Source organism: Campylobacter hyointestinalis subsp. hyointestinalis, from assembly GCF_013372145.1.
Classification (GTDB): domain Bacteria; phylum Campylobacterota; class Campylobacteria; order Campylobacterales; family Campylobacteraceae; genus Campylobacter; species Campylobacter hyointestinalis.
In genome coordinates this window covers 1,518,215-1,542,852 of record NZ_CP053827.1, presented here as the reverse complement: position 1 = coordinate 1,542,852, position 24,638 = coordinate 1,518,215, and the positions used below count along the sequence as shown (strand labels likewise).

The 24,638-nt window shown below is 34.7% G+C and carries 26 protein-coding genes; 24 read left to right on the top strand and 2 right to left on the bottom strand.

Features of this window, described 5'->3' with window-relative positions:
- Positions 1 to 37: 37 nt before the first annotated feature.
- On the bottom strand, positions 38 to 1,843 hold the full coding sequence (selB, locus tag CHHT_RS07920; protein WP_115600661.1) for a selenocysteine-specific translation elongation factor: 1,806 nt from the start codon (positions 1,841 to 1,843) through the stop codon (positions 38 to 40).
- The gene (gene selA, locus CHHT_RS07915) at positions 1,836 to 3,152 is read right to left on the bottom strand and encodes an L-seryl-tRNA(Sec) selenium transferase (RefSeq protein WP_074898786.1); all 1,317 of its coding nucleotides are present in this window, start codon (positions 3,150 to 3,152) and stop codon (positions 1,836 to 1,838) included. The genes selB and selA overlap by 8 nt, the downstream gene beginning before the upstream one ends.
- 142 nt (positions 3,153 to 3,294) lie before the next feature.
- Here selA and CHHT_RS07910 point away from each other — a divergent pair, with 142 nt between their 5' ends.
- From CHHT_RS07910 to CHHT_RS07795, 24 genes are all read left to right on the top strand, one after another.
- The gene (locus CHHT_RS07910) at positions 3,295 to 4,983 is read left to right on the top strand and encodes a 4Fe-4S dicluster domain-containing protein (protein ID WP_034961932.1); all 1,689 of its coding nucleotides are present in this window, start codon (positions 3,295 to 3,297) and stop codon (positions 4,981 to 4,983) included.
- Positions 4,976 to 5,653 (top strand): molecular chaperone TorD family protein, encoded by a 678-nt coding sequence (locus CHHT_RS07905; RefSeq protein ID WP_034961934.1) that lies wholly within the window; start codon positions 4,976 to 4,978, stop codon positions 5,651 to 5,653. Before CHHT_RS07910 ends, CHHT_RS07905 begins: the two co-directional genes overlap by 8 nt.
- Positions 5,654 to 5,783: 130 nt before the next feature.
- Entirely contained in the window at positions 5,784 to 5,990 is a 207-nt protein-coding gene (locus CHHT_RS07900) for a twin-arginine translocation signal domain-containing protein (protein ID WP_034961936.1), read from the top strand.
- 10 nt (positions 5,991 to 6,000) lie between these two features.
- On the top strand, positions 6,001 to 8,958 hold the full coding sequence (locus tag CHHT_RS07895) for a formate dehydrogenase subunit alpha (protein ID WP_082864101.1): 2,958 nt from the start codon (positions 6,001 to 6,003) through the stop codon (positions 8,956 to 8,958).
- A gap of 14 nt (positions 8,959 to 8,972) precedes the next feature.
- On the top strand, positions 8,973 to 9,527 hold the full coding sequence (fdh3B, locus tag CHHT_RS07890) for a formate dehydrogenase FDH3 subunit beta (protein ID WP_034961942.1): 555 nt from the start codon (positions 8,973 to 8,975) through the stop codon (positions 9,525 to 9,527).
- 386 nt (positions 9,528 to 9,913) lie between these two features.
- Entirely contained in the window at positions 9,914 to 10,948 is a 1,035-nt protein-coding gene (locus CHHT_RS07885) for a cytochrome-c peroxidase (protein ID WP_034961943.1), read from the top strand.
- A gap of 205 nt (positions 10,949 to 11,153) precedes the next feature.
- Positions 11,154 to 11,864, top strand: a complete 711-nt coding sequence (locus tag CHHT_RS07880; protein ID WP_034961944.1) for a DUF4198 domain-containing protein — start codon at positions 11,154 to 11,156, stop codon at positions 11,862 to 11,864.
- On the top strand, positions 11,864 to 12,301 hold the full coding sequence (locus tag CHHT_RS07875) for a hypothetical protein (RefSeq protein WP_034961945.1): 438 nt from the start codon (positions 11,864 to 11,866) through the stop codon (positions 12,299 to 12,301). Before CHHT_RS07880 ends, CHHT_RS07875 begins: the two co-directional genes overlap by 1 nt.
- A gap of 184 nt (positions 12,302 to 12,485) precedes the next feature.
- Positions 12,486 to 12,794, top strand: a complete 309-nt coding sequence (gene rplU / locus CHHT_RS07870; RefSeq protein WP_059426291.1) for a 50S ribosomal protein L21 — start codon at positions 12,486 to 12,488, stop codon at positions 12,792 to 12,794.
- 10 nt (positions 12,795 to 12,804) lie between these two features.
- Complete coding sequence (gene rpmA, locus CHHT_RS07865) at positions 12,805 to 13,062, top strand: 50S ribosomal protein L27 (protein ID WP_034961947.1); 258 nt, start codon at positions 12,805 to 12,807, stop codon at positions 13,060 to 13,062.
- Positions 13,063 to 13,145: 83 nt separating this feature from the next.
- Positions 13,146 to 14,180, top strand: a complete 1,035-nt coding sequence (gene obgE / locus CHHT_RS07860) for a GTPase ObgE (protein WP_034961948.1) — start codon at positions 13,146 to 13,148, stop codon at positions 14,178 to 14,180.
- A gap of 165 nt (positions 14,181 to 14,345) precedes the next feature.
- Entirely contained in the window at positions 14,346 to 15,110 is a 765-nt protein-coding gene (proB, locus tag CHHT_RS07855) for a glutamate 5-kinase (protein ID WP_034961949.1), read from the top strand.
- Complete coding sequence (gene fmt, locus CHHT_RS07850) at positions 15,107 to 16,018, top strand: methionyl-tRNA formyltransferase (RefSeq protein WP_034961950.1); 912 nt, start codon at positions 15,107 to 15,109, stop codon at positions 16,016 to 16,018. Before proB ends, fmt begins: the two co-directional genes overlap by 4 nt.
- A gap of 34 nt (positions 16,019 to 16,052) precedes the next feature.
- Entirely contained in the window at positions 16,053 to 16,634 is a 582-nt protein-coding gene (locus tag CHHT_RS07845; protein WP_370510346.1) for a biotin--[acetyl-CoA-carboxylase] ligase, read from the top strand.
- Positions 16,631 to 17,413, top strand: coding sequence for a ParA family protein (locus CHHT_RS07840; RefSeq protein ID WP_034961953.1), 783 nt, complete (start codon positions 16,631 to 16,633; stop codon positions 17,411 to 17,413). The genes CHHT_RS07845 and CHHT_RS07840 overlap by 4 nt, the downstream gene beginning before the upstream one ends.
- Before the next feature lie 2 nt (positions 17,414 to 17,415).
- Positions 17,416 to 18,252: a ParB/RepB/Spo0J family partition protein gene (locus tag CHHT_RS07835; RefSeq protein WP_034961955.1), complete on the top strand. Its 837-nt coding sequence runs from the start codon at positions 17,416 to 17,418 to the stop codon at positions 18,250 to 18,252.
- Positions 18,253 to 18,323: 71 nt separating this feature from the next.
- The gene (locus CHHT_RS07830; RefSeq protein WP_034961958.1) at positions 18,324 to 18,746 is read left to right on the top strand and encodes a FoF1 ATP synthase subunit B'; all 423 of its coding nucleotides are present in this window, start codon (positions 18,324 to 18,326) and stop codon (positions 18,744 to 18,746) included.
- Positions 18,747 to 18,755: 9 nt separating this feature from the next.
- On the top strand, positions 18,756 to 19,274 hold the full coding sequence (locus CHHT_RS07825; RefSeq protein ID WP_034961961.1) for a F0F1 ATP synthase subunit B: 519 nt from the start codon (positions 18,756 to 18,758) through the stop codon (positions 19,272 to 19,274).
- Entirely contained in the window at positions 19,274 to 19,804 is a 531-nt protein-coding gene (locus CHHT_RS07820; RefSeq protein WP_034961963.1) for a F0F1 ATP synthase subunit delta, read from the top strand. Before CHHT_RS07825 ends, CHHT_RS07820 begins: the two co-directional genes overlap by 1 nt.
- A 14-nt stretch (positions 19,805 to 19,818) precedes the next feature.
- The gene (atpA, locus tag CHHT_RS07815; RefSeq protein ID WP_059426283.1) at positions 19,819 to 21,336 is read left to right on the top strand and encodes a F0F1 ATP synthase subunit alpha; all 1,518 of its coding nucleotides are present in this window, start codon (positions 19,819 to 19,821) and stop codon (positions 21,334 to 21,336) included.
- Between the two features lie 9 nt (positions 21,337 to 21,345).
- The gene (gene atpG / locus CHHT_RS07810; protein ID WP_034961964.1) at positions 21,346 to 22,233 is read left to right on the top strand and encodes an ATP synthase F1 subunit gamma; all 888 of its coding nucleotides are present in this window, start codon (positions 21,346 to 21,348) and stop codon (positions 22,231 to 22,233) included.
- A gap of 17 nt (positions 22,234 to 22,250) precedes the next feature.
- The gene (gene atpD / locus CHHT_RS07805) at positions 22,251 to 23,648 is read left to right on the top strand and encodes a F0F1 ATP synthase subunit beta (RefSeq protein ID WP_034961966.1); all 1,398 of its coding nucleotides are present in this window, start codon (positions 22,251 to 22,253) and stop codon (positions 23,646 to 23,648) included.
- A gap of 15 nt (positions 23,649 to 23,663) precedes the next feature.
- Entirely contained in the window at positions 23,664 to 24,053 is a 390-nt protein-coding gene (atpC, locus tag CHHT_RS07800) for an ATP synthase F1 subunit epsilon (RefSeq protein ID WP_059426281.1), read from the top strand.
- Positions 24,054 to 24,638, top strand: a complete 585-nt coding sequence (locus tag CHHT_RS07795; RefSeq protein ID WP_034961969.1) for a MotA/TolQ/ExbB proton channel family protein — start codon at positions 24,054 to 24,056, stop codon at positions 24,636 to 24,638.

The window sequence follows — 24,638 nt, the reverse complement described above, 5'->3', positions numbered from 1 at the left end:
ACCCTTATATAAAATTGTTAAATTATAGGAATTATTTCTAAACAAAAACCCTATCATTTTCAAATTTGGTAATATCTTTAAAATTATCCAAATATTCTAAGTAAGCAAGAGCGTATTTTCTGCTCAGTCCTAAATTCGCTTTTACGTTTGTTATGTTTGCAAAACCTTCTTTTTTGATGATATTTCTCAAGTTTTGCATGATGTTTGAAAGGGCGTTTTCTTCGATAAAAAGATTGTGTTCTAGTCTTACTACTTTTTTTGCTTTTGTGAGTTTTTTTAACGCTAAGTCGCCTAAAGTCCTATCTATATCAAGTTTATCATATATATTGTATGGTGCCTCTGGAGTTATATTTTGCTCTTTTAAAATATCATAAATTTTATCTTCCAAACTAAGGCTTAGTTTGTCAAAATCAGCTCCAAATTTAGTATAAATTCCACCGTTTTTTTGAATGATTTTTTTGGCTTCTAGCTCGTTTAGAACTTTTTGTATGAGCTCTTGCGAAGCCCAGTTTAGTTTTAAATTTATACTTGAAGAAGAAAACAGGGCATTTGGATTTTTAAGTATGATGAAATTTACAAATTCCATAACATCTTTAAAGGCAGTTTTACCGTAGATACACCCGTTTTTTATATCTACAAATACATCATTTAAGTTTTTAGCCAAGCTAAGCGCGTCTTCTTGGTTTAAGCCAAATCTTTGCACACTTGATATCAATCCAAATCCGTGTTTATGAATGTTTGTGAGTCTAGCAAAAGCAGATAAAAAATCTTTTTCTTTGAGTGCGTCTAAAAGTGCTATTTTTTGCTCTTTTTTAAGTGGTTCATTTACTGGATTTAGCACTCTTCCGCCGCCTATTACTCTACCTTCTTTAAGTAAAATAAACAGCTCATCAAACTGCAAAAACATTTTTTTATCAAATTTAAAAGTGTAAAAACCATCTTTTAGATGCAAAACTTTGGCATTTACTTGTTTTGTCCCTACACAAAAAAGCAGTTCGCTTCCGTGAGATATGCTAGTATTCACAAAACAATCCGCCTCAAAAAATCCTCGCCAAAATCCTTTCTTGCTTAGAATTTGCCCTTTTTCTAGTTTATGAGTATTGTTGCCGCTAAGATTTAGCGCTACTCTGTTTGGAGCAAATGCTATATCTTTGTTTTGAGCGTGAACTTCTAAGGAACGTACGCTAAATATTTCGTTTATGTCCAAATTTAAAAGCTTATCTGAGAGCTTTACGCTTCCAGTTAGTACGCTTCCAGTGACTATCACTCCATGACCTTTTAGGCTAAAAACTCTATCTATGTAATATCTAAAAAGTGCAGTTTCGTCGTGTTTTTTCGGATTTAACGTAAAGAGATAATTTTTAAGCTCTTCTATGCTACTAGGATCTTTTATACTTACAAAAAATGTTTCATATATACTTAAATTTTTATACTCTTTTATGAACTCTTTTACTTCGCTTTGTACTTTTTGCTGAGCTAGAGTATTTGTTAGGTCGCACTTTGTTATGACTAGGATTATATTTTTTACATTTAGCAAATTTAGCACGGCGATATGCTCTTTGCTCTGAGGTTTAAGTCCTTCGTTGCTTGCTACTACAAGCATCGCCGCGTCAAATCCAAATGCTCCACTTATCATAGTTTTTATAAGGCTTTCGTGACCAGGAACATCGATAAATGCTATATTTGAAGAAGCATTTGATAAATTTGAAAAGCTAAGATTTACCGTGATCCCTCGCTCTTTTTCTTCTTTTGTCTCATCTCCATCAAAACCGTTTAATGCTTTTATAAGAGCGGTTTTTCCGTGATCTATGTGTCCAGCCGTGCCTATTATTAAGTTATTCACCATTTACCTCGTTTATTTTATTGATCAAATTTGGAATCTCATCTTCATAAATAGATCTAAAATCTAGTATAAATTTACCCTCTTCAATACGTCCGATTATGCCTTTTTGGCGAAATTCTTGCTCAAAAGAGTTTGCATTCCCTAAAAATGCGAGTGCTACACTAGGATATGGCGTGTTTGGTAAGCTTCCACCGCCGATGAATGTTTTAGTGCTTTTGATCTGGGTTTTAAATTTGATATTTTTAGCAACGTTTTTGGCCAAAATCTCAAGTTCATTAACGTTTTTGTAAATTTGATTTAACGGTTTTATTAGTTTATATTCTTTATTTAAGTATGCTTTTATAGTTTCATTTAATATACTAAGTGTGATTTTATCTACTCTTAGCATTCTTAAAAGCTGATTTTGTTTTAGCTTATCTATAAGCTCTTTTTTACCTAAAATTATCCCACATTGTGTACTTCCAAATAATTTATCACCGCTAAAGCTTACTAGATCCACGCCGCTTTGAAGTACTTTTTTTAGACTCTTTTCGTCTTTGCCGAGATTAAAAGGTAGCTCATTTACGTAAGCACTTCCTAGATCGTAGTAGCTTATCAAATTTGATTTTTTAGCTAAATTTGAGATATCTTCTATGCTTGTTTCCCCGCTAAATCCGACTATATCGTAGTTTGATTTATGCACTTTTAGGATAACATTTGTATTCTCATTTATGGCGTTTTCATAGTCGCTAAGACGCGTTTTGTTTGTGGTGCCGACTTCTTTTAGCAAGCATCCGCTACTTGCCATGACTTCTGGAATTCTAAAACTTCCGCCTATCTCTACTAGTTCGCCTCTGCTTACTATGACCTCTTTATCTTTTGCGTAAGTGTTTAGCACTAAAAATACAGCTGCAGCGTTATTATTTACTATAAGTGCGTCCTGGCAGCCTAGCATTAACTTAAATAAATAACTCGTAAAACCGTATCTATCGCCTCTTTTTCCACTGCCGATGTCGTATTCTAAATTTGAATACGAGCTGATAAGTGGAGTTATTTTTTCTATGATCTCTTTGCTAATAGGGCTTCTGCCAAGATTTGTATGTACTACGACTCCGGTTGCATTTATCAAATTTTTCGTGCATAAGTTTTCAAATTTGGCGTAATCTTTTGCTATAAGATCTATTATCTCATTTTCTTTTATTTCAGAGTTTTTGTCCTCTCTTAGCTTGTTTATAACTTTTTTTGCAATCTCTAAAAGAGCTGGTTTAAAGCCGTTCTCAAACTGTTTTAAATTTACTATCTTGTCGATTTTGGGTAGTTTCATTGTCATCTTTTTCCATCTTAAATTTAGATTAAGTATAACATTTTTTACTTTTGTTTTTCCTTTTATAATAATGATTAGTTATAATTGCTCAGCATGGATTAATTCAAAAAACTATAAAATAAAAGCAAATTCTATACAAGGAAAATTAATGCAAGAATTTGCATTTTTATGCAAAGACGAGATAGTTCTTAGCGATAAAATAGCAGTTTTAAATAAAAAAACGAATGATAAATTTTTAGTAGCGAATTCAAAGGAGCTTGACGCGCTCATTTATGCTCCAGAGATAAATTTTTATCTTAAAAATACGCTCGAAAATACTCTAACAAAAGCAAAAAATTCACTAAAGTTATATGAGATCAGAGCTAGTGAGTTTGATTACGCTTTGGATGTCGATTTTAGTAAAGAGATAGGTAAAAATATCTTACTTGTGAGTAACGAGAGTGAAAACATCGAAAAATCACTAAAAGAGCTTGGATTTAACGTCATAAAGATAACTCACGCTGAAGTAGAGCTGATATACGGACAAATCGGCGATTTATGTGGAATTTTAAAGGTTAATAATAATACGAAAGAAACTAGCGACTTTGGTGATGACAGCGTCTGTTGCGATTTTGATATCTTGCTTGTACGTGGCGCAAAAGACTTTATGTTAAGGCAAAGCGGTTGTTTTGAGATAGATGGTTTAAATGAGAATGAGATATTAAATTTGGTTGGGAGCGTAAGTCCGAAATTTGATTATAAAAAGGTCATAAACTACGATGATAGTATTTGTCAGTATCATAGGCGTAGGAGCGAGCACTGTGCTAAATGCGTAGATATTTGTCCAAGTGTTGCCATCATGAAAGATGATGAAAAAAGAGAGCTTGTATTTTCTGATATAGACTGCGTCTCTTGCGGACTTTGCGCGAGTGTTTGTCCAAGTGGCTCAATCGAATGGAGAATGAACCCAAGACAGGGCTTTGAGTTTATAAGCAAATTTTATGAGGATCATATAGCGCTCATTCTTGATGAGAGTATAAATTTAGATGATCTAAGCATTAAGCTAAAAGATAAAGTTTTACCGCTTATGTTAAAAACAGTAAATTTTCTAGATCAATCTTACCTTTTAAATTTAGTTCAAACGACTGGAGCTACTGTCATTTTACTAACAAAGAATTTGGGCGACGGTACAAAAGATAGTGTAGATCTGATAAATGAAATTTACGAAAAAGCCTATGGTAAAAAGGCTATTTTATTAGCAGATGAGAGTGATATAGAAGCTGTTTTAGAGCTTGCTGAGTTTATAGAAGGAAGTAAATTCGATCTTCTACAGACGAATTTAAACAAAAGAGAGATATTTGCTAAAAGAGTTAAACATTTGGTAGGGGAAAATGATTTTGGCCAAACTGCTCCAAAAGAGTGGGTAAGATACGGCAAGATCGCTATAAATGAAGATAGCTGTACGCTTTGCTTGAGCTGTGTCGGAGCCTGTAACGTCGGAGCTTTATACGCTGATAAAAGTGATAATTCTATCAAATTTAACGCTTCGGTTTGCACTACTTGTGGATACTGCGAAACAAGCTGTGCCGAGAAAGATACTTTAAAAGTTTATAGGGATGGTATGGAGCTTAAAAATAGCTATTTTGAGTATAAAACTTTGGCTAAAGATGAGCTATTTAAATGCGTAGAGTGCGGAAAGGAATTTGCCACTGCAAAGTCTGTACAAAAGATAGCAAATACCTTAAAGCCTTTATTTGCTGGTAATCCAGTAAAGCTAAGAACGCTTTATTGCTGTGCTGAATGTAAAGCAAAATTGATGTTAAAAGAGCAGATAGAAAAAGGAGAATTTGATGAGTGATTTAGATGTGGGCAGGAGTTATTATTACGAATTTTTGGCTTATCCTCTGTTTTTTGATGAAAATGGTTCAGGCTTTAAGAGCTTTTTAGAGCAGGCCCATTACTTATCAAAAAGTCCTATAGATGAGTCAAATATAAGCGATTTTGAGACTATTTTGGGTTTTGATTTTGATAAATTTAAAAATGAACAAAATTCGGTATTTTTTGATCTGAGTTATGTAAATGTTCCTTTGAGTGCTAGTTTTTATGACGAAGGAAGAGATGATGGCAATAAACGTTTAAAAGTTATGGAAATCTTAAAAAGTAGCAACTTTAGAAGGAATTCGCAAAAGTGCAAAGCTAGCGAGGATTATATAGGATTCGTATTTAGACTGATGGCTACATTTTTGAAAAGTGATCTCAAATTATCAAGAGAATTATTTGAAAAAATTATAAATGATTTTTCTGATGAATTTACTAAAATGTTAAGCGAACATAAGGCTGCAAATTTCTTCAAAGCTTATGCAAATATCTATAGAAATTTTATCGCCTTAGAACGCTCTATTTTAGGCATTAAAGCACCTGTTTTTGAAAAAAGTATGGCTGAAATTTCTATGAGTAAAAAGCCATACCAAACGAAGATGCCTACACAAAAAAGTAAGATAAATTGGGATGAATTTACTACAATATAAATTTATATATTTTGAAATATAAATAAATTTAAATTATTAATCTCCATAAGTTATTATAGTTTGATTCGCTTTTAAGTAAAATAGATCGCAAATACAAGTAAAATATATTTTACTTTATAAAGGAGTTGCTTTGGAAAATAGACGTGATTTTCTAAAAAAAGCTTTAAAAATAGGCGCTATTGCAGGCGCAGGAGTCGCTGCGACTTCGGCGCTAGCTAGCTCTAAAGCTTATAGCGATGCAGATTCAAACGGCGTTGTTAGAGGAAAAACAAAGAAAAAAGAGGTGCTTTACTGGCAAAGTGAAGCTTGGAGTAAATACTATAAAATAGCATACTGAAAGGCTTAAAATGAGTGAATCTCATATAGGCAGAAGGTCGTTTTTAAAGCTAGCTGCTCTTGGCGCGGGAAGCACTTTGGCTTTTGGCAAAGAAAACGATACTATAAGAACTGCTACTAATGAAGAGATAAAAAACCCATTTCCGGGTTCAAAAAAAGTTCGAACTATTTGTTCGATATGTTCTGCTGGATGCGGTATAGAAGCTGAGGTAAAAGACGGTGTTTGGATAAGACAAGATATGGCTATAGATCACCCGATATCTCAAGGAAGTCATTGCTGTAAAGGTATAGATCAGATCGATCTTACAAAATCCAAACAACGCATCAAATATCCTATGAAAAAAGTAAATGGCAAATGGGAGAGGATCAGCTGGGAAACCGCTATAAATGAAATCGGCGATAAAATGCTAGAGATCAGAAAAGAAGATGGGCCAGACTGCGTTGAGTTTTTGGGTTCGGCTAAATTTAGTAATGAACAAGCATTTTATTTTAGAAAATTTGCAGCTTTTTGGGGAACAAATAATATAGATCACGTAGCACGTATTTGACATAGCGCAACAGTGGCCGGTGTGGCCAATACTTGGGGTTATGGCGCGATGACAAATCATTTTGGCGATGTGACAGCAAATTCAAAAGCTATACTTCTAATCGGAGCAAATTCAGCAGTTGCAAATCCTATAGGATTTAAGCATATGCTTCAAGCAAAAGATAGAAATAACTGCAAACTTATCGTAGTTGATCCTGTATATACAAAATCTGCTGCAAAAGCTGATTATTACGTAAGACTTAGACCAGGAACAGATATAGCGTTTGCTTATGGTATGCTTCACTTAATCTTTAAAAATGGTTGGGAAGATAAAGAATTTATAAAAAATCGCTCTTACGCGATCGATCAGATAAGAAAAGAAGCTGAGCATTGGACTCCTGAAGAGACAGAAAATGTCACAGGTATCCCAGCAGAGCAACTAAAAGAGATCACTAGAGTTTTTGCTACGACAAAACCTGCGACTTTGGCGTGGGCGTTAGGCGTTACTCAACACTCAGTTGGTAGTTCTAATACTAGAATTTACTCTATCTTGCAATTAGTTCTAGGAAATGTAGGGCAAAATGGTGGCGGATGTAATATTATTCGTGGTCACGACAATGTTCAAGGTGCGACAGATATGAACAATCTTGCAGACTCACTTCCTGGATATTATGGTTTGGGTGATGCTGCGTGGAAACACTTTTGCAAAGGTTGGGGACAAGACTACGATAAATTTATAAAACGTTTCGCAACTAGCGTCAAAGAACCTAGAGAAAAGCTCGGCGAAGATGTGGAAAATACTAAATTTAAAGAGTATTTTTATCATGATCCAAAAAATCCAGAAGATAGAAATTGGAGAAATGAAAAAGGCTATTCTCTATCTAAATGGTGGCAAGGCGTTTTAAAAGAGGAAAATACATTTTCAAGTGGAAATTTACGCGTACTTTGGGTACAAGGTACTGGTATCACATCTATGGCTCATCTTACAAAAATACAAGAGGCTATAGATAAATTAGATATGCTTGTAGTAGTAGAGCCATTTGTAAATGAAGTAGCAGTTTTAAGCGATAGAAAAGATGGAATTTATATACTTCCTGCTTCAACTCAGTTTGAAAGTAGTGGATACGTAAGCGCTACAAACCGTTCTGCTCAGTGGAGAAGTCAAGTTATACCTCCGATTTATGAGGCAAAACAAGATCAAGAAATTATGATGGAATTTGCTAAAAAATTTGGTTTTTATGACGAGTACGTAAAAGGTATGATGCTTGATGTAGTTGATGGAGAAATCAAAAAAGTAAAAGATAGCTTTGTATGGCCAGATGATGCTACAAATGAGATAGCAAGAACTACTCAAAGTATCGGCAATAACGGACGTACTGCAGATCGTCTAAAAAAACATCAAGAAAACTGGGAGAATTTCGATCCAGATACATTGATGGGAAAACCAGGTAGCCCTGTAGCAGGAGAGTATTACGGCCTTCCTTGGCCTTGTTGGAATAAAAATCATCCAGGCAGTCCAGTTCTTTATGATGTTACAAAACCTGTTTGGAAAGGCGGTATGGGATTTAGAAACCGTTTTGGACTTGAGCACAATGGTGTTAGTCAATTAGCAGAAGACGCCGTTACGCTTCCTGGATCAAAAGTAAAAGGTGGTTATCCTCAGATCACTAAAGAAAATATAGAAAGAGTTCTAGGCATCACTCTAAGCGAAGAAGAAAAAGCTAAGATGGGTAGTAGCTGGAGCATGGACTATAGTGGAATTATAGTCAAAAAATGCGAAGAAGCTGGTGTTAGCCCTTGTGGAAACGCAAAAGCAAGAGCGATAGTTTGGGAATTTGCAGATCAGTATCCAAAACATAGAGAACCGCTTCACTCTCCACGTCAAGATCTAGTAGAGAAGTATCCTACTTTTGATGATCAAGCTAGAAATTTTAGGGTATCTACTAAATTTATAAGTGAGCAAAAGGCTCAAGATTGGAGTAAGGATTTCCCTACTATCATTAGTTCAATGCGTCTAGTAAATTTAAGTGGTGCAGGAATGCTTGAGAGAACTAGTAAATATTTGGCCCATATAACTCCAGAAATGTTTGCTCATGTAAATCCAGAGCTTGCTTTGAAATATGGCATACAAGATGGAGAGATGATGTGGATACATAGTCCGCAAGGCACAAAGATAAAAGTAAAATGCATCCATAGTCATAGCGTTACTCCTGATAGAATATGTCTGCCATATAACTTTGCGGGTATTATGCAAGGGGTAGATCTAAGCGATAGATATCCAGAAGGAACTAAACCTTATACTATTGGTGAGAGCTCAAATACAGTTACAAACTATGGTTTTGATATAAACACTCAAATTTCAGAGTTTAATGCAGGACTTTGTAGGCTTGAACGTGCCAAAGATCAAAGTATGTTTAAAACTTCGTTTTTTGATGAGAAATGAGCAAGGAATTTAAAATGGCAAGAATGAAATTTTATGTAGATAAAAACAGATGTATAAGCTGTTTTGCGTGTCAAGTTGCTTGTAGTTCAGCTCATGAAGTTCCAGTCGGAATAAACCGCCGCAAAGTCATCACTTTAAATGATGGTGTGGAAGGCAAAGAAGTATCTAGCACTATCGCGTGTCAGCACTGCACTGACGCACCTTGTGCTCAAGTATGTCCGGTACAATGCTTTTACATAAGAGAAGACGGCATAGTTTTACACGACAAACATAAGTGTATAGGTTGCGGATACTGCTTATACGCTTGCCCTTTCGGTGCTCCTCAGTTTCCAAGAGACGGAGCGTTTGGCATCAAAGGTGAGATGGATAAATGTACTATGTGTGCAGGTGGTCCAGAAGAGACAAACAGCGAAGCTGAGCGTCATCTTTATGGTCAAAACCGAATTGCTGAAGGTAAGGTGCCTATGTGTGCCGCAGTTTGTTCTACAAATGCTCTTTTGGTTGGTGATGCGACTGAAGTTTCAAATATTTATCGCAAAAGAGTGCTTATCAAAAACGCAAACATCTAATCTTTTAAATTCAAAGGATCCATTGAAAATATTTGGATTCTTTGAAATATTTTTTAAATTTCACAATAATCTTTTTTAAAAACAATAAATTTATTACATTTTTTAATTTATTGTGTAATAAAGTAACAATTTTCTAATAAAATTAAAATTATATTTTAATATAAAATTAATTTATAATAAAAATTTATATTTCTAAAAAATACCGCTAAAATAGCCATAAAAAGATAAATAATCTCTTAAATAATATAATTAAAATTTATAATATTACTCTAAATTTAAAAAATAAAGTTCTAATAATATTTAGAATACAATAAAATTTATTATAACTTAATTTTGGTTACTATACAATTTCATTATATTTACTACAACTATGTAAGGAGATGACCATGAAAGGTTCAGTTTTATTTTTAAGTTCTGTTCTAGTTGCAAGCTCGATGTTTGCTATAAGTGATGCTGATTTATTAAAAGAGGCAAAAAATGCAGGTCTAGTTGCACTACCAAGCGATCAAAAACAAGTTGATGCTATGCTTAAAGAGATAGGTGTTACACCAAATAAATTTAGTGAAGCTAAAGCTGAGCTTGGTAAAAAACTTTATTTTGAACCAAGACTATCAAAAAGCGGAATCATAAGCTGTAATACATGTCACAATCTAGGACTTGGCGGTACTGACGGTATAGCTGCTGCGGTTGGTCATAAATGGACTGCAAACCCACATCATCTAAATTCTCCAACAGTTTATAACTCAGTTTTAAACACAACACAATTCTGGGATGGTCGTGCTATGACTTTAGTAGATCAAGCAAAAGGACCAATCGAAGCTGAGCCTGAGATGGCTACTCCAGCAGCACTTGCGGTTGAGAGAATAGCATCTTTACCTGAGTATGTAGCTGAGTTTAAAAAAGTTTATGGTAACGAAGGCGTTACATTTGACAACATCGCTGATTCTATAGCAAGTTTTGAAAGAACACTTCTTACTCCTTCAAGATTTGATAAATTCATAAAAGGCGACAAAAAAGCTTTAACAAAAGATGAAAAAGCAGGTCTTAAATTATTCCTTGATAAAGGTTGTGTAAGCTGCCATACAGGTGTAAATTTGGGCGGTTCTATGCAAGCATTTGAAGTAGCTGGAAAATACCAATTCGCAAATATTGGCGATTTCAAAGGCGATGCAAACGGTATGGTTAAAACTCCAACTTTAAGAAATATCACTGAAACTGCTCCATATTTCCACAATGGTGCTATATGGTCACTTGAAGAAGCTGTTAAAACTATGGGTAGTGTTCAATTAGGTATCGAAATAAGTGATGCAGAAGCAAAAAGCATAGTAACATTCTTAAATTCACTAACAGGTGAAATGCCAAAAGTTACTTACCCAATGTTCCCAAGAAGCACTGATAAAACTCCAAAACCAGAGCTATAATAATCTTTCGCTCCATATTTTGGAGCGAACTCTATTCATCATTTCTTGTTTTCCATATTATTTTATGACTTGACTAAAATATTTATTAAAATAGTTTTTACCATTTTTAGTATTACTAAATAAAATAAAATGTTTTTATTTATTATAAATTTATATTATATAAATATAATACTAAAATTATTTTAGTATTATTTAGGAGACTCTTATGTATAAAAAACTATTTTTAGTTGCAGTGATAAGCACTGTCACAACACTTTGTGCTCATCAAGTTATTACGGAAAATATCGGTACAAATAAATTCGAGGTGAAGTTTTGGGCTCATGGAGACTTTGTTCCATATAAGGCAAATCAACTAATAGCAGCAAATGCTTATGATTTAAATTCAAAAGAAATTAAAACCGGCATAAATTATCATTTTGGAGAAAATAAAACTCCAGAGGTTATTACTGCTGCAAAACCAGCTATCATAACAAGCGCATTCGACGCCGGATATTGGGTAGAGAGTGATAAAGGTGGAGCTTTTGTAGATGGTGGAAAAAGTGCGGCAAATGGTGTAGTATTTTCAACTTCTAGAAGTGTTAAATTAGGTAAAACATATTTTTCGTGGAATCCAAATTTGACATCTCCTATTGGATTAAAATTAGAAGTTATAGCTTTGAGTGATCCATTTAAACTAAAGATCGGAGATTATTTGCCAGTGCTTGTTTTGAAAAATGGAGCGCCTATAAAAGGTATCGGTTTTGAAGTTGGGAAAGAAGAGAGTAAAGTCATTACAAATGAATTTGGTATAGCTCAGATCGAGATAAAAGAAAAAGGACTAAATATAATCGCAGCTATAGATAGCGAGCAAGAGTTGCAAGATCCAAATGCAAATACTTTGCTTTTACAAAGTTCCATATCTTTTGAGTTAAAATAATGAAATTTGTATTAATAGCATTTTTGTGCGTCGTTTTTGGCTTTGCTCATGGTGTCAGTTACGCTGTAAATACCGGCAAAGCCATTATAATATCAGCAAATTTTACAAAAAATACTCCAGTGGCTTACGGTAAAATAGATATTTATGAAGGAGATTCTGCGATAGCTTTACTTCATGCTCAAACTGATGCTTATGGCAAATTTGCTTTTTTACCTCCAAAATCAGGAGTTTACCGCGTAGAACTTACTGCTTTTAGTGATCACGGTGAGCATAAGAGTGAGTTTAGCGTGACTGTGAATGATGACTTTAGTGTGGAAAAATACGACGAATTGGCTTATATAAAATATCAGGGAATACTAAGTGCGATAGGGCTTTTACTTGGAATTTTTGGAATTTTGGTATTAATAAAAAGTAGAAAATCTCAAAAAACAATATAAATGATAAAATGTTAAATTTTAATTTATGTAATATATAAGCTATAATTTTGAATTTATTTTCAACTGAAATTTATATAATTTTGAGTATAATCCACATTCCATAACCAAAATAAGCCCCTAAAATTTTCTATATTTTAAATTTAGAAATGCTTTTTGGTCTACCAAATTTATAAAGGATAGTTTGATGTACGCGATTATCAAACACGGCGGAAAACAGTATAAAGTTAGTGAAGGTGACTTCCTAAATTTAGATCATTTTGAAGCCGAAGCAAAGTCAAGTGTCGAGATTAACGAAGTTTTAGTAGTTAATGATGGCAGTTTAAAGGTAGGTGCGCCGTTCGTAAGTGGTGCAAAAGTTGTCTTAGAAGTAGTTTGTGAAGGAAAAGACAAAAAAGTCGTTATTTACAAAAAACGCAGACGTAAAGACTCAAAATTAAAACGCGGTTTTAGAAGACAATACACTCGCGTTAAAGTTTCAAGTATAAAAGCCTAAGGAGTAAAGTATGGCACACAAAAAAGGTCAAGGTTCAACCCAAAATAACCGTGATAGTATAGGTCGCCGCTTAGGTGTAAAAAAATTCGGTGGCGAGTTTGTAAGAGCTGGAAATATCATAATCCGCCAAAGAGGAACAGCAACTCATCCGGGCAATAACGTAGGTATTGGAAAAGATCATACTATATTTGCACTTGTTGATGGTTTTGTTAAATTCGAAAGAAAAGACAAAGACAGAAAAAAAGTTTCTGTTTATCCTGCAGCGTAACTCATAGCCCATTTTGGGCTATCTCTTCTATTTTAATTTCAGCAATTTTTTATTATAATCTCCCCTAAATTTAAGGATATTTTATGTTTATAGATAGTGCAAGTTTTAGTGTAAGTAGTGGCAAAGGCGGTCAGGGATGTGCTAGTTTTCGTCGCGAAAAACACGTTCCTTTAGGCGGACCAGACGGCGGAGATGGCGGGAATGGCGGAGATGTTTATTTTATAGTAGATAACAACACTCACACTCTAGCCAACTACAAAGGTAAAAGATCTATGAAAGCCGCAAACGGCGTACCTGGACTTCCTAGAAATATGACAGGAAGAAAAGGAGATAATCTCGAGCTTATCGTTCCGCCAGGGACTGCTGTTTATGACGCAGATACAAATGATCTTCTGCTAGATCTTACCGTAGAAGGTCAAAAAGAGCTATTTTTAGTGGGTGGAAAAGGCGGACTTGGAAATGTTCATTTTAAAACAAGCGTAAATCAAGCTCCGACTAAAGCCCAACCAGGACTTCCGGGCGAGACAAAAAATATCCGTTTGGAGCTAAAACTCATAGCAGACGTTGGTTTAGTAGGATTTCCAAACGTTGGCAAATCAACTCTTATTTCAAGTATATCAAACGCAAAGCCGCAGATCGCAAATTATGAATTTACAACTCTCACGCCAAAATTAGGACTTGTAGAAGTTGATGAGTTTAGTGGATTTATCATGGCAGATATACCAGGCATCATAGAAGGCGCAAGCGATGGAAAAGGACTTGGAATACAGTTTTTAAAACATATAGAAAGAACAAAAGTCCTACTTTATATGATAGATTTAGCAAACTATCGCTCACTTAAAGAGCAGTTTGAAACTCTAAAAAGTGAAGTTTTGAAATTTTCGCCAAATCTAGCAAAAAGAGACTTTGCTATAGCTTTGACGCGCCTTGACGCTGCAGGAGACGCTGATGAAAAGATAGAAGAGTTTTTGAGTGAATTTAAATTTGATAAAAAACAAGATATTTATGAATACGATCGCCAAAAGCCGTTTTTCGTACTTCCTATATCAAGCGTCGCTGGAGATGGTTTAAAAGAGCTTAAATTTGGACTTTTGGAGATTTTGAAAGGCGAAAATTAATTTTAGCTAGATATCTCAAAAAATCATTAAAGTGTCTTGTCAAAAGTATGACGAAGACATTTTGTCAAATACCTTAGCATCACTCCGTTTATATTAATACTTGAGTTTAAGTAGCAAAATAGTATAATCATTAAATTTATTTTTAAATTTAAAGGCTATATTTTTATGAAAAGAGTGGTTATAAAAGTAGGTTCTCACGTGATCAGCGACGATCACAGTGTTAGTGAAGAAAGAGTCGCTCATCTGTGTGAGTTTTTATATGATTTAAGCTTAAAATACGAAGTGATTTTGGTAAGTTCTGGTGCTATAAGTACTGGTCAAACAAAGCTTGATATCCCAAGAACTACTGTTGTAAATAAACAAATTCTCTCTGCTATAGGACAGCCTTATTTGATGGAAATTTATAGTAGAGCTTTGGCTAAATTTGGTAAAAAAGCTGCTCAGCTTTTACTTAGCGCAGGCGACTTTGATTCAAGAAAAAAAACAAATCACGCACTAAACGTTATAAATGGTCTTTTGAAAAACGGTATTATACCTATCATAAATGAAAACGATGCTATCGCTATCAGCGAGATAGTTTATGGTGATAACGATAGACTTTCAAGCGCTGTTTCGTTTTATTTTGACGCTGATTTGCTAGTTATATTAAGTGATATCGATGGTTATTATGACAGCGATCCAAGAGAAAATAAAAATGCAAAAATCCGTCATCTAGTTACTAGTTTAAGCGATGAAGAGCTAAATAAAACTAGCGATACAGGAAGTAAACACGGTACGGGCGGCATTACGACAAAGCTTTTGGCTGCTAAGTTTTTGATGGACAATAAAAAAGATATGTTTTTAGCTAGTGGATTTGACCTTAGTGATGCAAGAGCATTTTTACTAGACAATAATCAAATAGGTGGTACAATCTTCAAAGGCGAACAATGAAAAATATAGTTTTTATGGGGACTCCTGATTATGCTAGTGTCATTTTAGAGGCTATATTAAAAAATGGTGGTTATAACGTAGTTGCGGTATTTACGCAGCCCGATCGCCCAGTAGGAAGAAAAGCGATCTTGACTCCTCCAGAAGTAAAAAAAACAGTTTTGCAAACTGGGCTTGATATCCCTATTTTTCAACCTTTAAATTTAAAAGATAGCAGCACTGCAAATGATATTAAGGCTTTAAAACCTGATTTTATCGTAGTTGCGGCTTATGGACAAATTTTACCAAAAGATATTTTAGATATCGCACCTTGTATAAATTTGCATGCTTCATTGCTCCCAAAATTTAGGGGTGCAAGTCCTATCCAAGAAGCGATTTTACGTGGCGAAAAGCTTAGTGGCGTAACTGCTATGAGAATGGGAGTAGGTCTTGATGATGGAGATATGCTAGGCTTTAGCTTGATTGATATATCAAATCTAAAATCAAGCGAACTTTTTTGCGAATTAGCAAAAATGGCTGCAAGTTTGAGCATAAAAGTACTTGACGAGTTTGATAATATATCGCCTATAAAGCAGTTTAGCGCACTTAGTAGCAAATGTACAAAGATAAAAAAAGAAGACGGGCTTATAAATTTAAAAATAAACGCTAAAGATATTTATGCTAAATTTAGAGCTTTTTATCCTTGGCCGGGTATCTTTTTAGAAAATCAAACTAAGATTTTAGAGATGAGAGTTTCAAATTTATCAGGTCCTATCGGTGAAATTTTACGTATTGATCAAAACGGTTTTGTAGTTGGTGTAAATGATGGAAGTATTGAGATAAACGTACTTCAAGAAGCCGGAAAAAAAAGTGTTTTGGCAAAAGATTATATAAATGGTAAAAGGCTAAGCGTTGGTAGTAAGTTTTGTTGAAAGCTGTCCTTCGACTCAAGAAGAACTCATTTTTATGCTAAAAAATGCAGTCATAACTCCGCCTTATGCCCTAGTGGCAAGTACTCAAACAAACGGCGTAGGGAGCAGGGGGCATTCTTGGCAAAGCGATGAGGGAAATTTGTATTTTAGCTTTTGCATAAATGAAAACGATCTTGCAAATGACGTAGAAACAGCGTCTGCTAGCATATATTTTGCTAGTTTGATGGGTGAATTTTTAAAGAGTTGCGGCTCGAAACTTTGGATAAAATGGCCAAATGATTTTTATCTGGGTGATAAAAAAATCGGTGGAGTTATCACGACAAAAATAAAATCAGTATATGTGTGTGGTATGGGAATAAATTTAAAAAAATCACCAAGTTTTGCAAATATCCTTGATATCGATATTTCAGTGCCAAATATTGTTGATGGATTTATTAATTATTTAAATTTAAAGATATCGTGGAAGCAAATTTTTAGCAAATATCTGATAGAATTCGAGAAATCAAGAGTTTTTAATACCCATATAGATGGCGAGCTAACGAGCCTTAGAGACGCTATTTTGCTGAACGACGGCTCGATAATGATAAAAGATAAAAAGGTGTATTCTTTAAGATGAGTGAAGTTATAACAATAGCCAATCAAAAAGGCGGCGTAGGTAAAACGACAACAGCTGTAAATTTGGCTGCATCGCTAGGCGTGGCTGAAAAAAAAGTTCTTTTGATAGACATTGATCCACAAGCTAATGCTACAACTGGACTCGGTTTTAGTAGGAGCGATTATGAGTTTAACATATATCATGTTCTAACAGGCAGAAAAAAACTTAGTGAAATCATACTAAAAACAGAGATCAAATCGCTTCATCTAGCTCCGTCAAATATAGGACTTGTCGGCATAGAACAAGAGTTCAACGATCAAACTAAAGACTATAAGGCTATACTAAAAAATAAAATTGCCGAACTTAGGGATAGCTATGATTTTATTATCATCGATAGTCCTCCTGCACTAGGAAGTCTTACTATAAATGCACTTAGCGCTAGCGATAGTGTTATCATACCTATACAATGCGAATTTTACGCTATGGAAGGACTTGCTCAGATCTTAAACACTGTAAAAGTTATCAAAAAGTCTATAAATCCAAAGTTAAATATTAAGGGATTTTTACCGACTATGTATAGTGCGCAAAATAATCTCTCAAAAGAGACTGTGGCCGATCTAAAAAAGCATTTTGAAAATAAATTATTTAAAGTAGAAGGTAGTGAAGAAGGCTTTGTTATAATCCCAAGAAATGTTAAGCTCGCAGAAAGCCCAAGCTTCGGTAAGCCGGTTATTTTGTATGATATCAAGTCTAGTGGTAGTATAGCGTATCAAAATTTAGCATATTCGATAATGGGGTAAAAATGGCATTAGGTAGAGGTCTTAGTTCGATACTTTCAGATGTTGAAGAGGCGTATGATAAAGAGTTAAATAGGGACTTAGTCAAAGATATCGATATAGATAAAATAATCCCAAATCCATATCAACCACGTACTTATTTTGATGAAGAAGCATTAAGCGAACTTAGTCAAAGTATAGAAAAACACGGACTTATCCAGCCTATCATCGTCATACAAAACAAAAATGGTTATACGCTTATAGCCGGTGAAAGACGTCTTCGCGCTACGAAAATGCTAGGAAGATCTAGCATAAAAGCCATAGTGGCAAATTTAGAAGATAAAAACTTAAGAGAATTAGCTCTTATAGAAAATATTCAAAGAGAAAATTTAAGCCCTATTGAGCTAGCAAATTCATATAAAGAGCTCATAGAAGAGTATAAAATAACGCAAGAAGCTTTATCTAATATTATAAAAAAAAGCCGTACCGTGATCACAAATACGCTTCGTTTGCTTACTTTAGGTGATGATACAAAAAAACTTATTGAAGATGGAAAACTAACTCAAGGTCACGCAAAAATCATAGTTGGATTAAAAAAAGATGATGAAAAAATGGTCGTAGATACGATCATTGGTCAAAGATTAAATGTAAGGGATACGGAAAATCTTGTAAAAAGACTTAAAAACAGATCAGATAAATCATCAAATTTAGATAATATACAGCAAGACTATAATGACAATCTAAGCTTACTTCAAGCAGCATTTTCAAATTTGGGATTAAATTGTAAGATAAATAAGAAAAAAATTATATTAAATTTAAAAGATACTGATGAAATTAAATATTTAATTGCAAAAATTCAGTAAAAATTAGTATTTAGTATTGTAAAATACGGGACTATTTTGCGTTTGCCAAAGAAATTTATTAAGGAGATTTAATGTTAGAAATTAATCTACCGTTACTTATAGTTACGGTTGTGATTTTTTTAGGACTGATTTTTGTTCTAAATTCCATTCTTTACAAACCTCTTCTAAGATTTATCGACGATAGAAATGTATCGATAAAAAATGATGAAGAAAGCGTAAGTAAAAATGCTAGCGATGTTGGAGCATATCAAGCCGATATCGAAAGAATCATATCGAGTGCTAGAGCCGAAGCGAATTCTATCAAACAAACTGCTTTGAATTTAGCTAAAGATGAAGCCGCTAAAAAAATTCAAGCTAAAAAAGAGACTTTAGAATCAGAGTATGAACTTTTTTCCAAAGATTTAGTATCTAGAAAAGATGAATTAAAAAGTATGCTGTTAGCCAAACTTCCTGAGTTTAAAAGTAGTCTTGGCATAAAATTATCAAAGATTTAAGGAATTAAAATGAAACTTAGATATATATCATTATTATTAATTCCGGTATTTGTATTTGCTAGCAGCAATGCAGCTGCACAGCACGACTATGATATAGTTGCTAGAACTATAAATTTTCTTATATTTGCTGGAATTTTGTATTATTTGATCGCTGAACCGGTGAAAAATGCATATAAAGGAAGAATAAACTCTATAGCTGCTAGACTAGAAGCTATCCAAGATAAGCTTCGTGAATCAAAAGCCAAAAAAGATGAAGCTATAAAAGCCGTGGAACAAGCTAAAGAAAATGCCAAAGAGCTTGTAAAAACTGCTAAAAGAGAAGCCGAGCTTTTAGTTTGTAAGGTTGAAGCAGATACACAAAATGAACTTGCGTATTTAGAAAAAAGCCATGAAGAGCAAAAAGCTTTTGAAGAAAGAAAAATAATTAGAACCGTCGTAAGTGAAGTTTTAGATGAATTATTTACTTCAGATACTTTAAAAGTAGATCAAAACGAATTTGTAAATTTAGTGCTTAAGAAGGTGAGCTGATGAAAGAAGTAATAGCTAAAAAATATGTAAGAGCATTGATTTCAAGTTTAGAGGCTAGTGAATTTGATAAAATGAATGAATCTTTAGCGATTCTTGGCGTTGTTTCAGGATTTCCAAGACTAAAAGTTATACTTGATTCGCCGGATATTTCTTCTAAAAGCAAATCCGATTTTATCTTTTCTTTGGTGGAAAATGGTTCGGAAAAACTTAAAAAATTTATCAATCTTCTAGGTGAAAACAAAAGACTTGACGTGTTGCCAGATATCGCAAAAGAATTTGCATATCAAAAATCCGTAAAAGACAATGAATTTACTGGATTGATATCTGGAAATTTTGAGTTTAGCAAAGCTGAGAAAGAGCAACTAGAACAAAGTTTTTCTAAAAAATTTGGTTCAAAGATTAGTTTTGAAACGATCAAAAATGATTACAACGGTGTCAAAATTGAGCTTGATAGTTTGGGTTTGGAAGTTAGTTTTTCTATAGATAGACTTAAGGCTCAAATGAGCGAATATATTTTAAAAGCAATTTAATAAGGAGTAAAAGCGTGAGTGTAAAATTAAAAGCTGACGAAATTAGCAGTATCATCAAAGAACGCATTGAGAATTTTGACTTAAGCGTTGATGTTGAAGAAACTGGTAAAGTAATATCCGTTGCTGATGGAGTTGCTAACGTCTATGGTCTAAAAAATGTTATGGCCGGAGAGATGGTAGAGTTTGAGGGCGGCGAAAAAGGTATGGCTTTAAACCTTGAAGAAAGTAGTGTTGGTATAGTTGTACTTGGTAAATCAAGTGGTATAAAAGAAGGAACTAGCGTTAAAAGATTGGGAAAACTTCTTCGTGTTCCAGTCGGTGATGCTTTGATAGGACGCGTTGTAAATGCACTTGGTGAGCCAATAGATGCAAAAGGCGCTATAGAAGCTACAGAAACAAGATTTATCGAAGAAAAAGCAAAAGGCATCATGGCTAGAAAATCAGTTCATGAGCCACTACAAACTGGTATCAAAGCTATTGACGGTTTGGTTCCGATCGGTCGCGGACAAAGAGAACTCATCATTGGCGATCGTCAAACAGGTAAAACAACAGTTGCTATAGATACTATCATAAACCAAAAAGGTCAAGATGTTATATGTATCTATGTAGCTATCGGTCAAAAACAATCTACAGTTGCTCAAGTTGTTAAAAAACTTGAAGAATATGGTGCTATGGATTATACGATAGTCGTAAATGCGAGCGCAAGCGACTCTGCGGCGCTTCAATATCTAGCTCCATACGCTGGTGTTACTATGGGTGAGTATTTCCGCGATAACTCACGCCATGCACTTATCATCTATGATGATTTGAGTAAGCATGCTGTCGCATATCGCGAAATGTCATTGATCTTAAGAAGACCGCCAGGTCGTGAAGCTTATCCAGGTGATGTTTTCTATCTACATTCAAGACTACTTGAAAGAGCTAGTAAATTAAGCGATAAATTAGGAGCAGGAAGTCTTACGGCTTTACCTATTATCGAGACTCAAGCAGGCGATGTTTCAGCTTATATTCCTACGAATGTTATTTCTATCACAGATGGTCAGATTTTCTTGGAGAGCGACTTGTTTAACTCAGGTATCCGTCCTGCTATTAACGTTGGTCTATCTGTTAGTCGTGTTGGCGGATCAGCTCAGATCAAAGCTATCAAGAAAGTTTCTGGAACACTTCGTCTTGATCTTGCTCAATATCGTGAACTTCAAGCGTTCGCTCAATTTGCAAGTGATCTTGATGAGAGCAGCAGAAAGCAACTTGAGCGTGGACAAAGAATGGTTGAAGTACTAAAACAACCTCCTTATAGCCCACTTCCAGTAGAAAATCAAGTTATCATAATTTTTGCGGGAAGTAAAGGTTACCTTGATGATGTTCCTGTAAGTGCAGTAACTAAATTTGAAGCTGAGCTTTATCCATATATAGAGGCTAGATATCCAGAAATTTTTGAGCAAATTAGAACTAAAAAAGCACTGGATAAAGATATCGAAGAAACTTTAACTAAAGCATTAAATGATTTCAAAGCAACATTTAGCGCTGAATAAGGCTAAGATATGTCAAATTTAAAAGATATCAAAAGGAAGATTAAGAGCGTTCAAAACACTCAGAAAACAACAAAAGCGATGAAGCTCGTATCTACTGCTAAACTAAAAAAAGCAGAAGAAGCAGCTCGTCACTCACGTGTTTATGCTCTTAAGATAAATGAGGTGATAAGCGAAATCGCTTATAAAATAAATCAATTTAAAATAGTCGGTAAAGATAGTAAATTTTTTGATTTAGATACTCCAGTAACAAAGATAGATATTATATTTGTTACGGCAGATAAGGGACTTTGCGGTGGATTTAATATATCTACCATAAAAACCATTAAAAATATGATAGAAGAGTATAAATCAAAAAAAATCAAAGTAAGATTAAGAGCCGTAGGTAAAAAAGGTATCGAATTTTTTAATTTTCAAGGCACTGAAATCCTAGAGAGCTATAAAGGTGTAAGTTCTGCACCGACATACGAAAAAGCTCAAGGCATTATTGCTGACGCTATTAACGATTTTATGTCAGGCGCTACGGATAAGGTCATACTTGTCCATAATGGATATAAAAATATGATTTCTCAAGAGATCAGGATAAATGATATCGTTCCTGTAGATATCCCATCTATAGAGGGTGCTAGCGCTTCTAGTTCTCTTATGGAGATAGAACCAGAAAATGATGATAAGATCCTTGATGAGCTTATGAAAAAGTATTTTGAATATAGTATGTATTACGCTTTGGTAGATTCATTAGCAGCTGAGCATAGTGCTAGAATGCAGGCTATGGATAATGCTACAAATAATGCAAAAGCTAGAGTGAAAGAGTTACAACTTGCTTATAATAAAGCAAGACAAGAGAGCATTACGACAGAGCTTATAGAGATTATAAGCGGTGTTGAGAGTATGAAGTAATTTTATAAGGAGTGATAATGAAAGGTATTATTAGCCAAGTTATGGGTCCTGTAGTTGATGTCGATTTCAAAGACTACTTGCCTAAGATTAACGAAGCTATTGAAGTAAATTTTACAGTAGAGGGCAAGACGAATAAACTTATCCTAGAGACTGCTGCTCATCTTGGCGACAACCGTGTAAGAACGATCGCTATGGATATGAGTGAAGGTCTTACTAGAGGACTAGATGCTATTGCGCTTGGCTCACCTATAAGTGTTCCAGTCGGCGATAAAGTTTTGGGAAGAATTTTCAATGTTGTCGGTGATTTGATTGATGAGGGCGAAAATGAAATTTTTGAGAAAAAATGGTCGATTCACAGAGATCCACCAGCATTTGAAGATCAAAGTACAAAAAGTGAGATTTTCGAAACAGGTATAAAAGTCGTAGATCTTTTAGCTCCTTATGCAAAAGGTGGTAAAGTCGGACTATTTGGTGGTGCTGGCGTTGGTAAAACAGTTATCATAATGGAACTTATCCACAACGTTGCATTTAAGCATAGTGGTTATTCTGTATTTGCAGGTGTTGGCGAAAGAACAAGAGAGGGTAATGACCTTTATAACGAAATGAAAGAATCCGGCGTTTTGGACAAAGTTGCCTTATGCTATGGACAAATGAATGAACCACCAGGGGCAAGAAACCGTATAGCACTTACTGGTCTTACAATGGCTGAGTATTTCCGTGACGAGATGGGGCTAGATGTTCTTATGTTTATCGACAACATTTTCCGTTTCTCACAATCAGGTTCAGAGATGTCAGCTCTTCTTGGACGTATCCCAAGTGCGGTTGGTTATCAGCCTACATTAGCTAGTGAAATGGGAAGACTTCAAGAGAGGATCACATCGACTAAAAAAGGTTCGATTACGTCTGTTCAGGCTGTATATGTACCAGCTGATGACCTTACTGACCCAGCGCCTGCGACAGTTTTTGCCCACCTTGATGCAACAACTGTTCTTAACCGTGCTATCGCTGAAAAAGGTATCTACCCAGCAGTTGATCCACTTGATTCAACTTCAAGAATGCTTGATCCTCAAATTTTAGGTGAAGAGCATTACAAAATCGCTCGCGGAGTTCAAGCTGTGCTTCAAAAATACAAAGATTTGCAAGATATTATCGCGATTCTTGGTATGGATGAGCTTAGCGAAGAAGATAAACTTACAGTTGATAGAGCTAGAAAGATAGAAAAATACCTATCTCAACCGTTCTTCGTTGCAGAAGTTTTCACAGGTAGTCCTGGTAAATATGTAAGCCTTGAAGAGACAATTGCCGGATTTAAAGGTATTTTAGAAGGCAAATACGATCATCTACCAGAAAATGCGTTCTATATGGTAGGAAATATTGATGAGGCGATCGCTAAAGCTGAAAAAATGAAGGCATAAGCTAAAGGAAGCAATATGAATACAATACATTTAGAAATAGTAACCCCAGAAGGGCTTATATTTTCAAATGATGCTAAAATGGTAGTACTTCCTGGTAGCGAGGGTGAGTTTGGTGTGCTTCCTGGGCATGCCTCTCTTGTCTCGCTTTTGAAGATAGGCGTTGTCGATATAGAAAATACCGATGGAACTCATGATGCAGTTGCTATAGACTGGGGTTATGCTAAAATAGATGAAAATAAAGTCATAGTTTTAGCAGATGGCGCAGTTTATGTATCCGGAAATAGCGAGAGTGAGATAGCTAAATCGCTACAAAAAGCGAAAGATCTAGTTCAATCTATGAAAGATGGAAACGGAATTTTGGCTGCTGCTTTATCAAAAATCGAAAATGCTGCGAGGGCTAAATAGGTGTTAAGCTTTTTAGATCTGTTTTTGAATTATCTATCTAAAAGTAGCTTGGTGACAATCTTCGTCTTAAGCTGGTTGTCACTATATTTTATTATTAGTTTTACTATACTATTTTCTAGATATACTGGACTTAATACTTGGAAGAAAAAAGAGCAAGCCGCATTAGAGTCTATCTTAATGGGGGCTAAAGTATCTTCTGTGGATTCTTCTTTAAAAAAATGCGCATCAAGTTTTCCTACTAAAGAGAAATTAGACGTATGTATCAGTTTGGCAGAGACAAATGCGACTAGCGGACTTACTATGCTTTCTATTATCGCTTCAACGTCCCCATTTATAGGGCTTTTTGGTACAGTTGTTAGCATACTTGAAACATTTGCAGGACTTGGGCAAGGTGGCGGAAGTAGTTCTTTAAGCGTGATCGCACCGGCTATTTCAGAAGCTTTGGTTGCTACTGGATGTGGTATATTTGTAGCTATCCCAGCTTATAGTTTCAATCTTCTTATAAAAAGAAAAGCGTATGAGGTTCTTAGTATAATAAGAAGAGAATCAAATATTTTATTAAGTATGCAAGAAGAAACCAAGTAA

What these genes read in the sequence shown, in the direction of transcription:
- selA (WP_074898786.1), bottom strand. Translation starts at nt 3,152, where the DNA reads ATGACAATGAAACTACCCAAAATCGACAAGATAGTAAATTTAAAACAG.
- CHHT_RS07910 (WP_034961932.1), top strand. Translation starts at nt 3,295, where the DNA reads ATGCAAGAATTTGCATTTTTATGCAAAGACGAGATAGTTCTTAGCGAT.
- CHHT_RS07905 (WP_034961934.1), top strand. Translation starts at nt 4,976, where the DNA reads ATGAGTGATTTAGATGTGGGCAGGAGTTATTATTACGAATTTTTGGCT.
- fdh3B (WP_034961942.1), top strand. Translation starts at nt 8,973, where the DNA reads ATGGCAAGAATGAAATTTTATGTAGATAAAAACAGATGTATAAGCTGT.
- CHHT_RS07885 (WP_034961943.1), top strand. Translation starts at nt 9,914, where the DNA reads ATGAAAGGTTCAGTTTTATTTTTAAGTTCTGTTCTAGTTGCAAGCTCG.
- CHHT_RS07880 (WP_034961944.1), top strand. Translation starts at nt 11,154, where the DNA reads ATGTATAAAAAACTATTTTTAGTTGCAGTGATAAGCACTGTCACAACA.
- CHHT_RS07875 (WP_034961945.1), top strand. Translation starts at nt 11,864, where the DNA reads ATGAAATTTGTATTAATAGCATTTTTGTGCGTCGTTTTTGGCTTTGCT.
- rplU (WP_059426291.1), top strand. Translation starts at nt 12,486, where the DNA reads ATGTACGCGATTATCAAACACGGCGGAAAACAGTATAAAGTTAGTGAA.
- rpmA (WP_034961947.1), top strand. Translation starts at nt 12,805, where the DNA reads ATGGCACACAAAAAAGGTCAAGGTTCAACCCAAAATAACCGTGATAGT.
- obgE (WP_034961948.1), top strand. Translation starts at nt 13,146, where the DNA reads ATGTTTATAGATAGTGCAAGTTTTAGTGTAAGTAGTGGCAAAGGCGGT.
- proB (WP_034961949.1), top strand. Translation starts at nt 14,346, where the DNA reads ATGAAAAGAGTGGTTATAAAAGTAGGTTCTCACGTGATCAGCGACGAT.
- fmt (WP_034961950.1), top strand. Translation starts at nt 15,107, where the DNA reads ATGAAAAATATAGTTTTTATGGGGACTCCTGATTATGCTAGTGTCATT.
- CHHT_RS07845 (WP_370510346.1), top strand. Translation starts at nt 16,053, where the DNA reads ATGCTAAAAAATGCAGTCATAACTCCGCCTTATGCCCTAGTGGCAAGT.
- CHHT_RS07840 (WP_034961953.1), top strand. Translation starts at nt 16,631, where the DNA reads ATGAGTGAAGTTATAACAATAGCCAATCAAAAAGGCGGCGTAGGTAAA.
- CHHT_RS07835 (WP_034961955.1), top strand. Translation starts at nt 17,416, where the DNA reads ATGGCATTAGGTAGAGGTCTTAGTTCGATACTTTCAGATGTTGAAGAG.
- CHHT_RS07830 (WP_034961958.1), top strand. Translation starts at nt 18,324, where the DNA reads ATGTTAGAAATTAATCTACCGTTACTTATAGTTACGGTTGTGATTTTT.
- CHHT_RS07825 (WP_034961961.1), top strand. Translation starts at nt 18,756, where the DNA reads ATGAAACTTAGATATATATCATTATTATTAATTCCGGTATTTGTATTT.
- CHHT_RS07820 (WP_034961963.1), top strand. Translation starts at nt 19,274, where the DNA reads ATGAAAGAAGTAATAGCTAAAAAATATGTAAGAGCATTGATTTCAAGT.
- atpG (WP_034961964.1), top strand. Translation starts at nt 21,346, where the DNA reads ATGTCAAATTTAAAAGATATCAAAAGGAAGATTAAGAGCGTTCAAAAC.
- atpD (WP_034961966.1), top strand. Translation starts at nt 22,251, where the DNA reads ATGAAAGGTATTATTAGCCAAGTTATGGGTCCTGTAGTTGATGTCGAT.
- atpC (WP_059426281.1), top strand. Translation starts at nt 23,664, where the DNA reads ATGAATACAATACATTTAGAAATAGTAACCCCAGAAGGGCTTATATTT.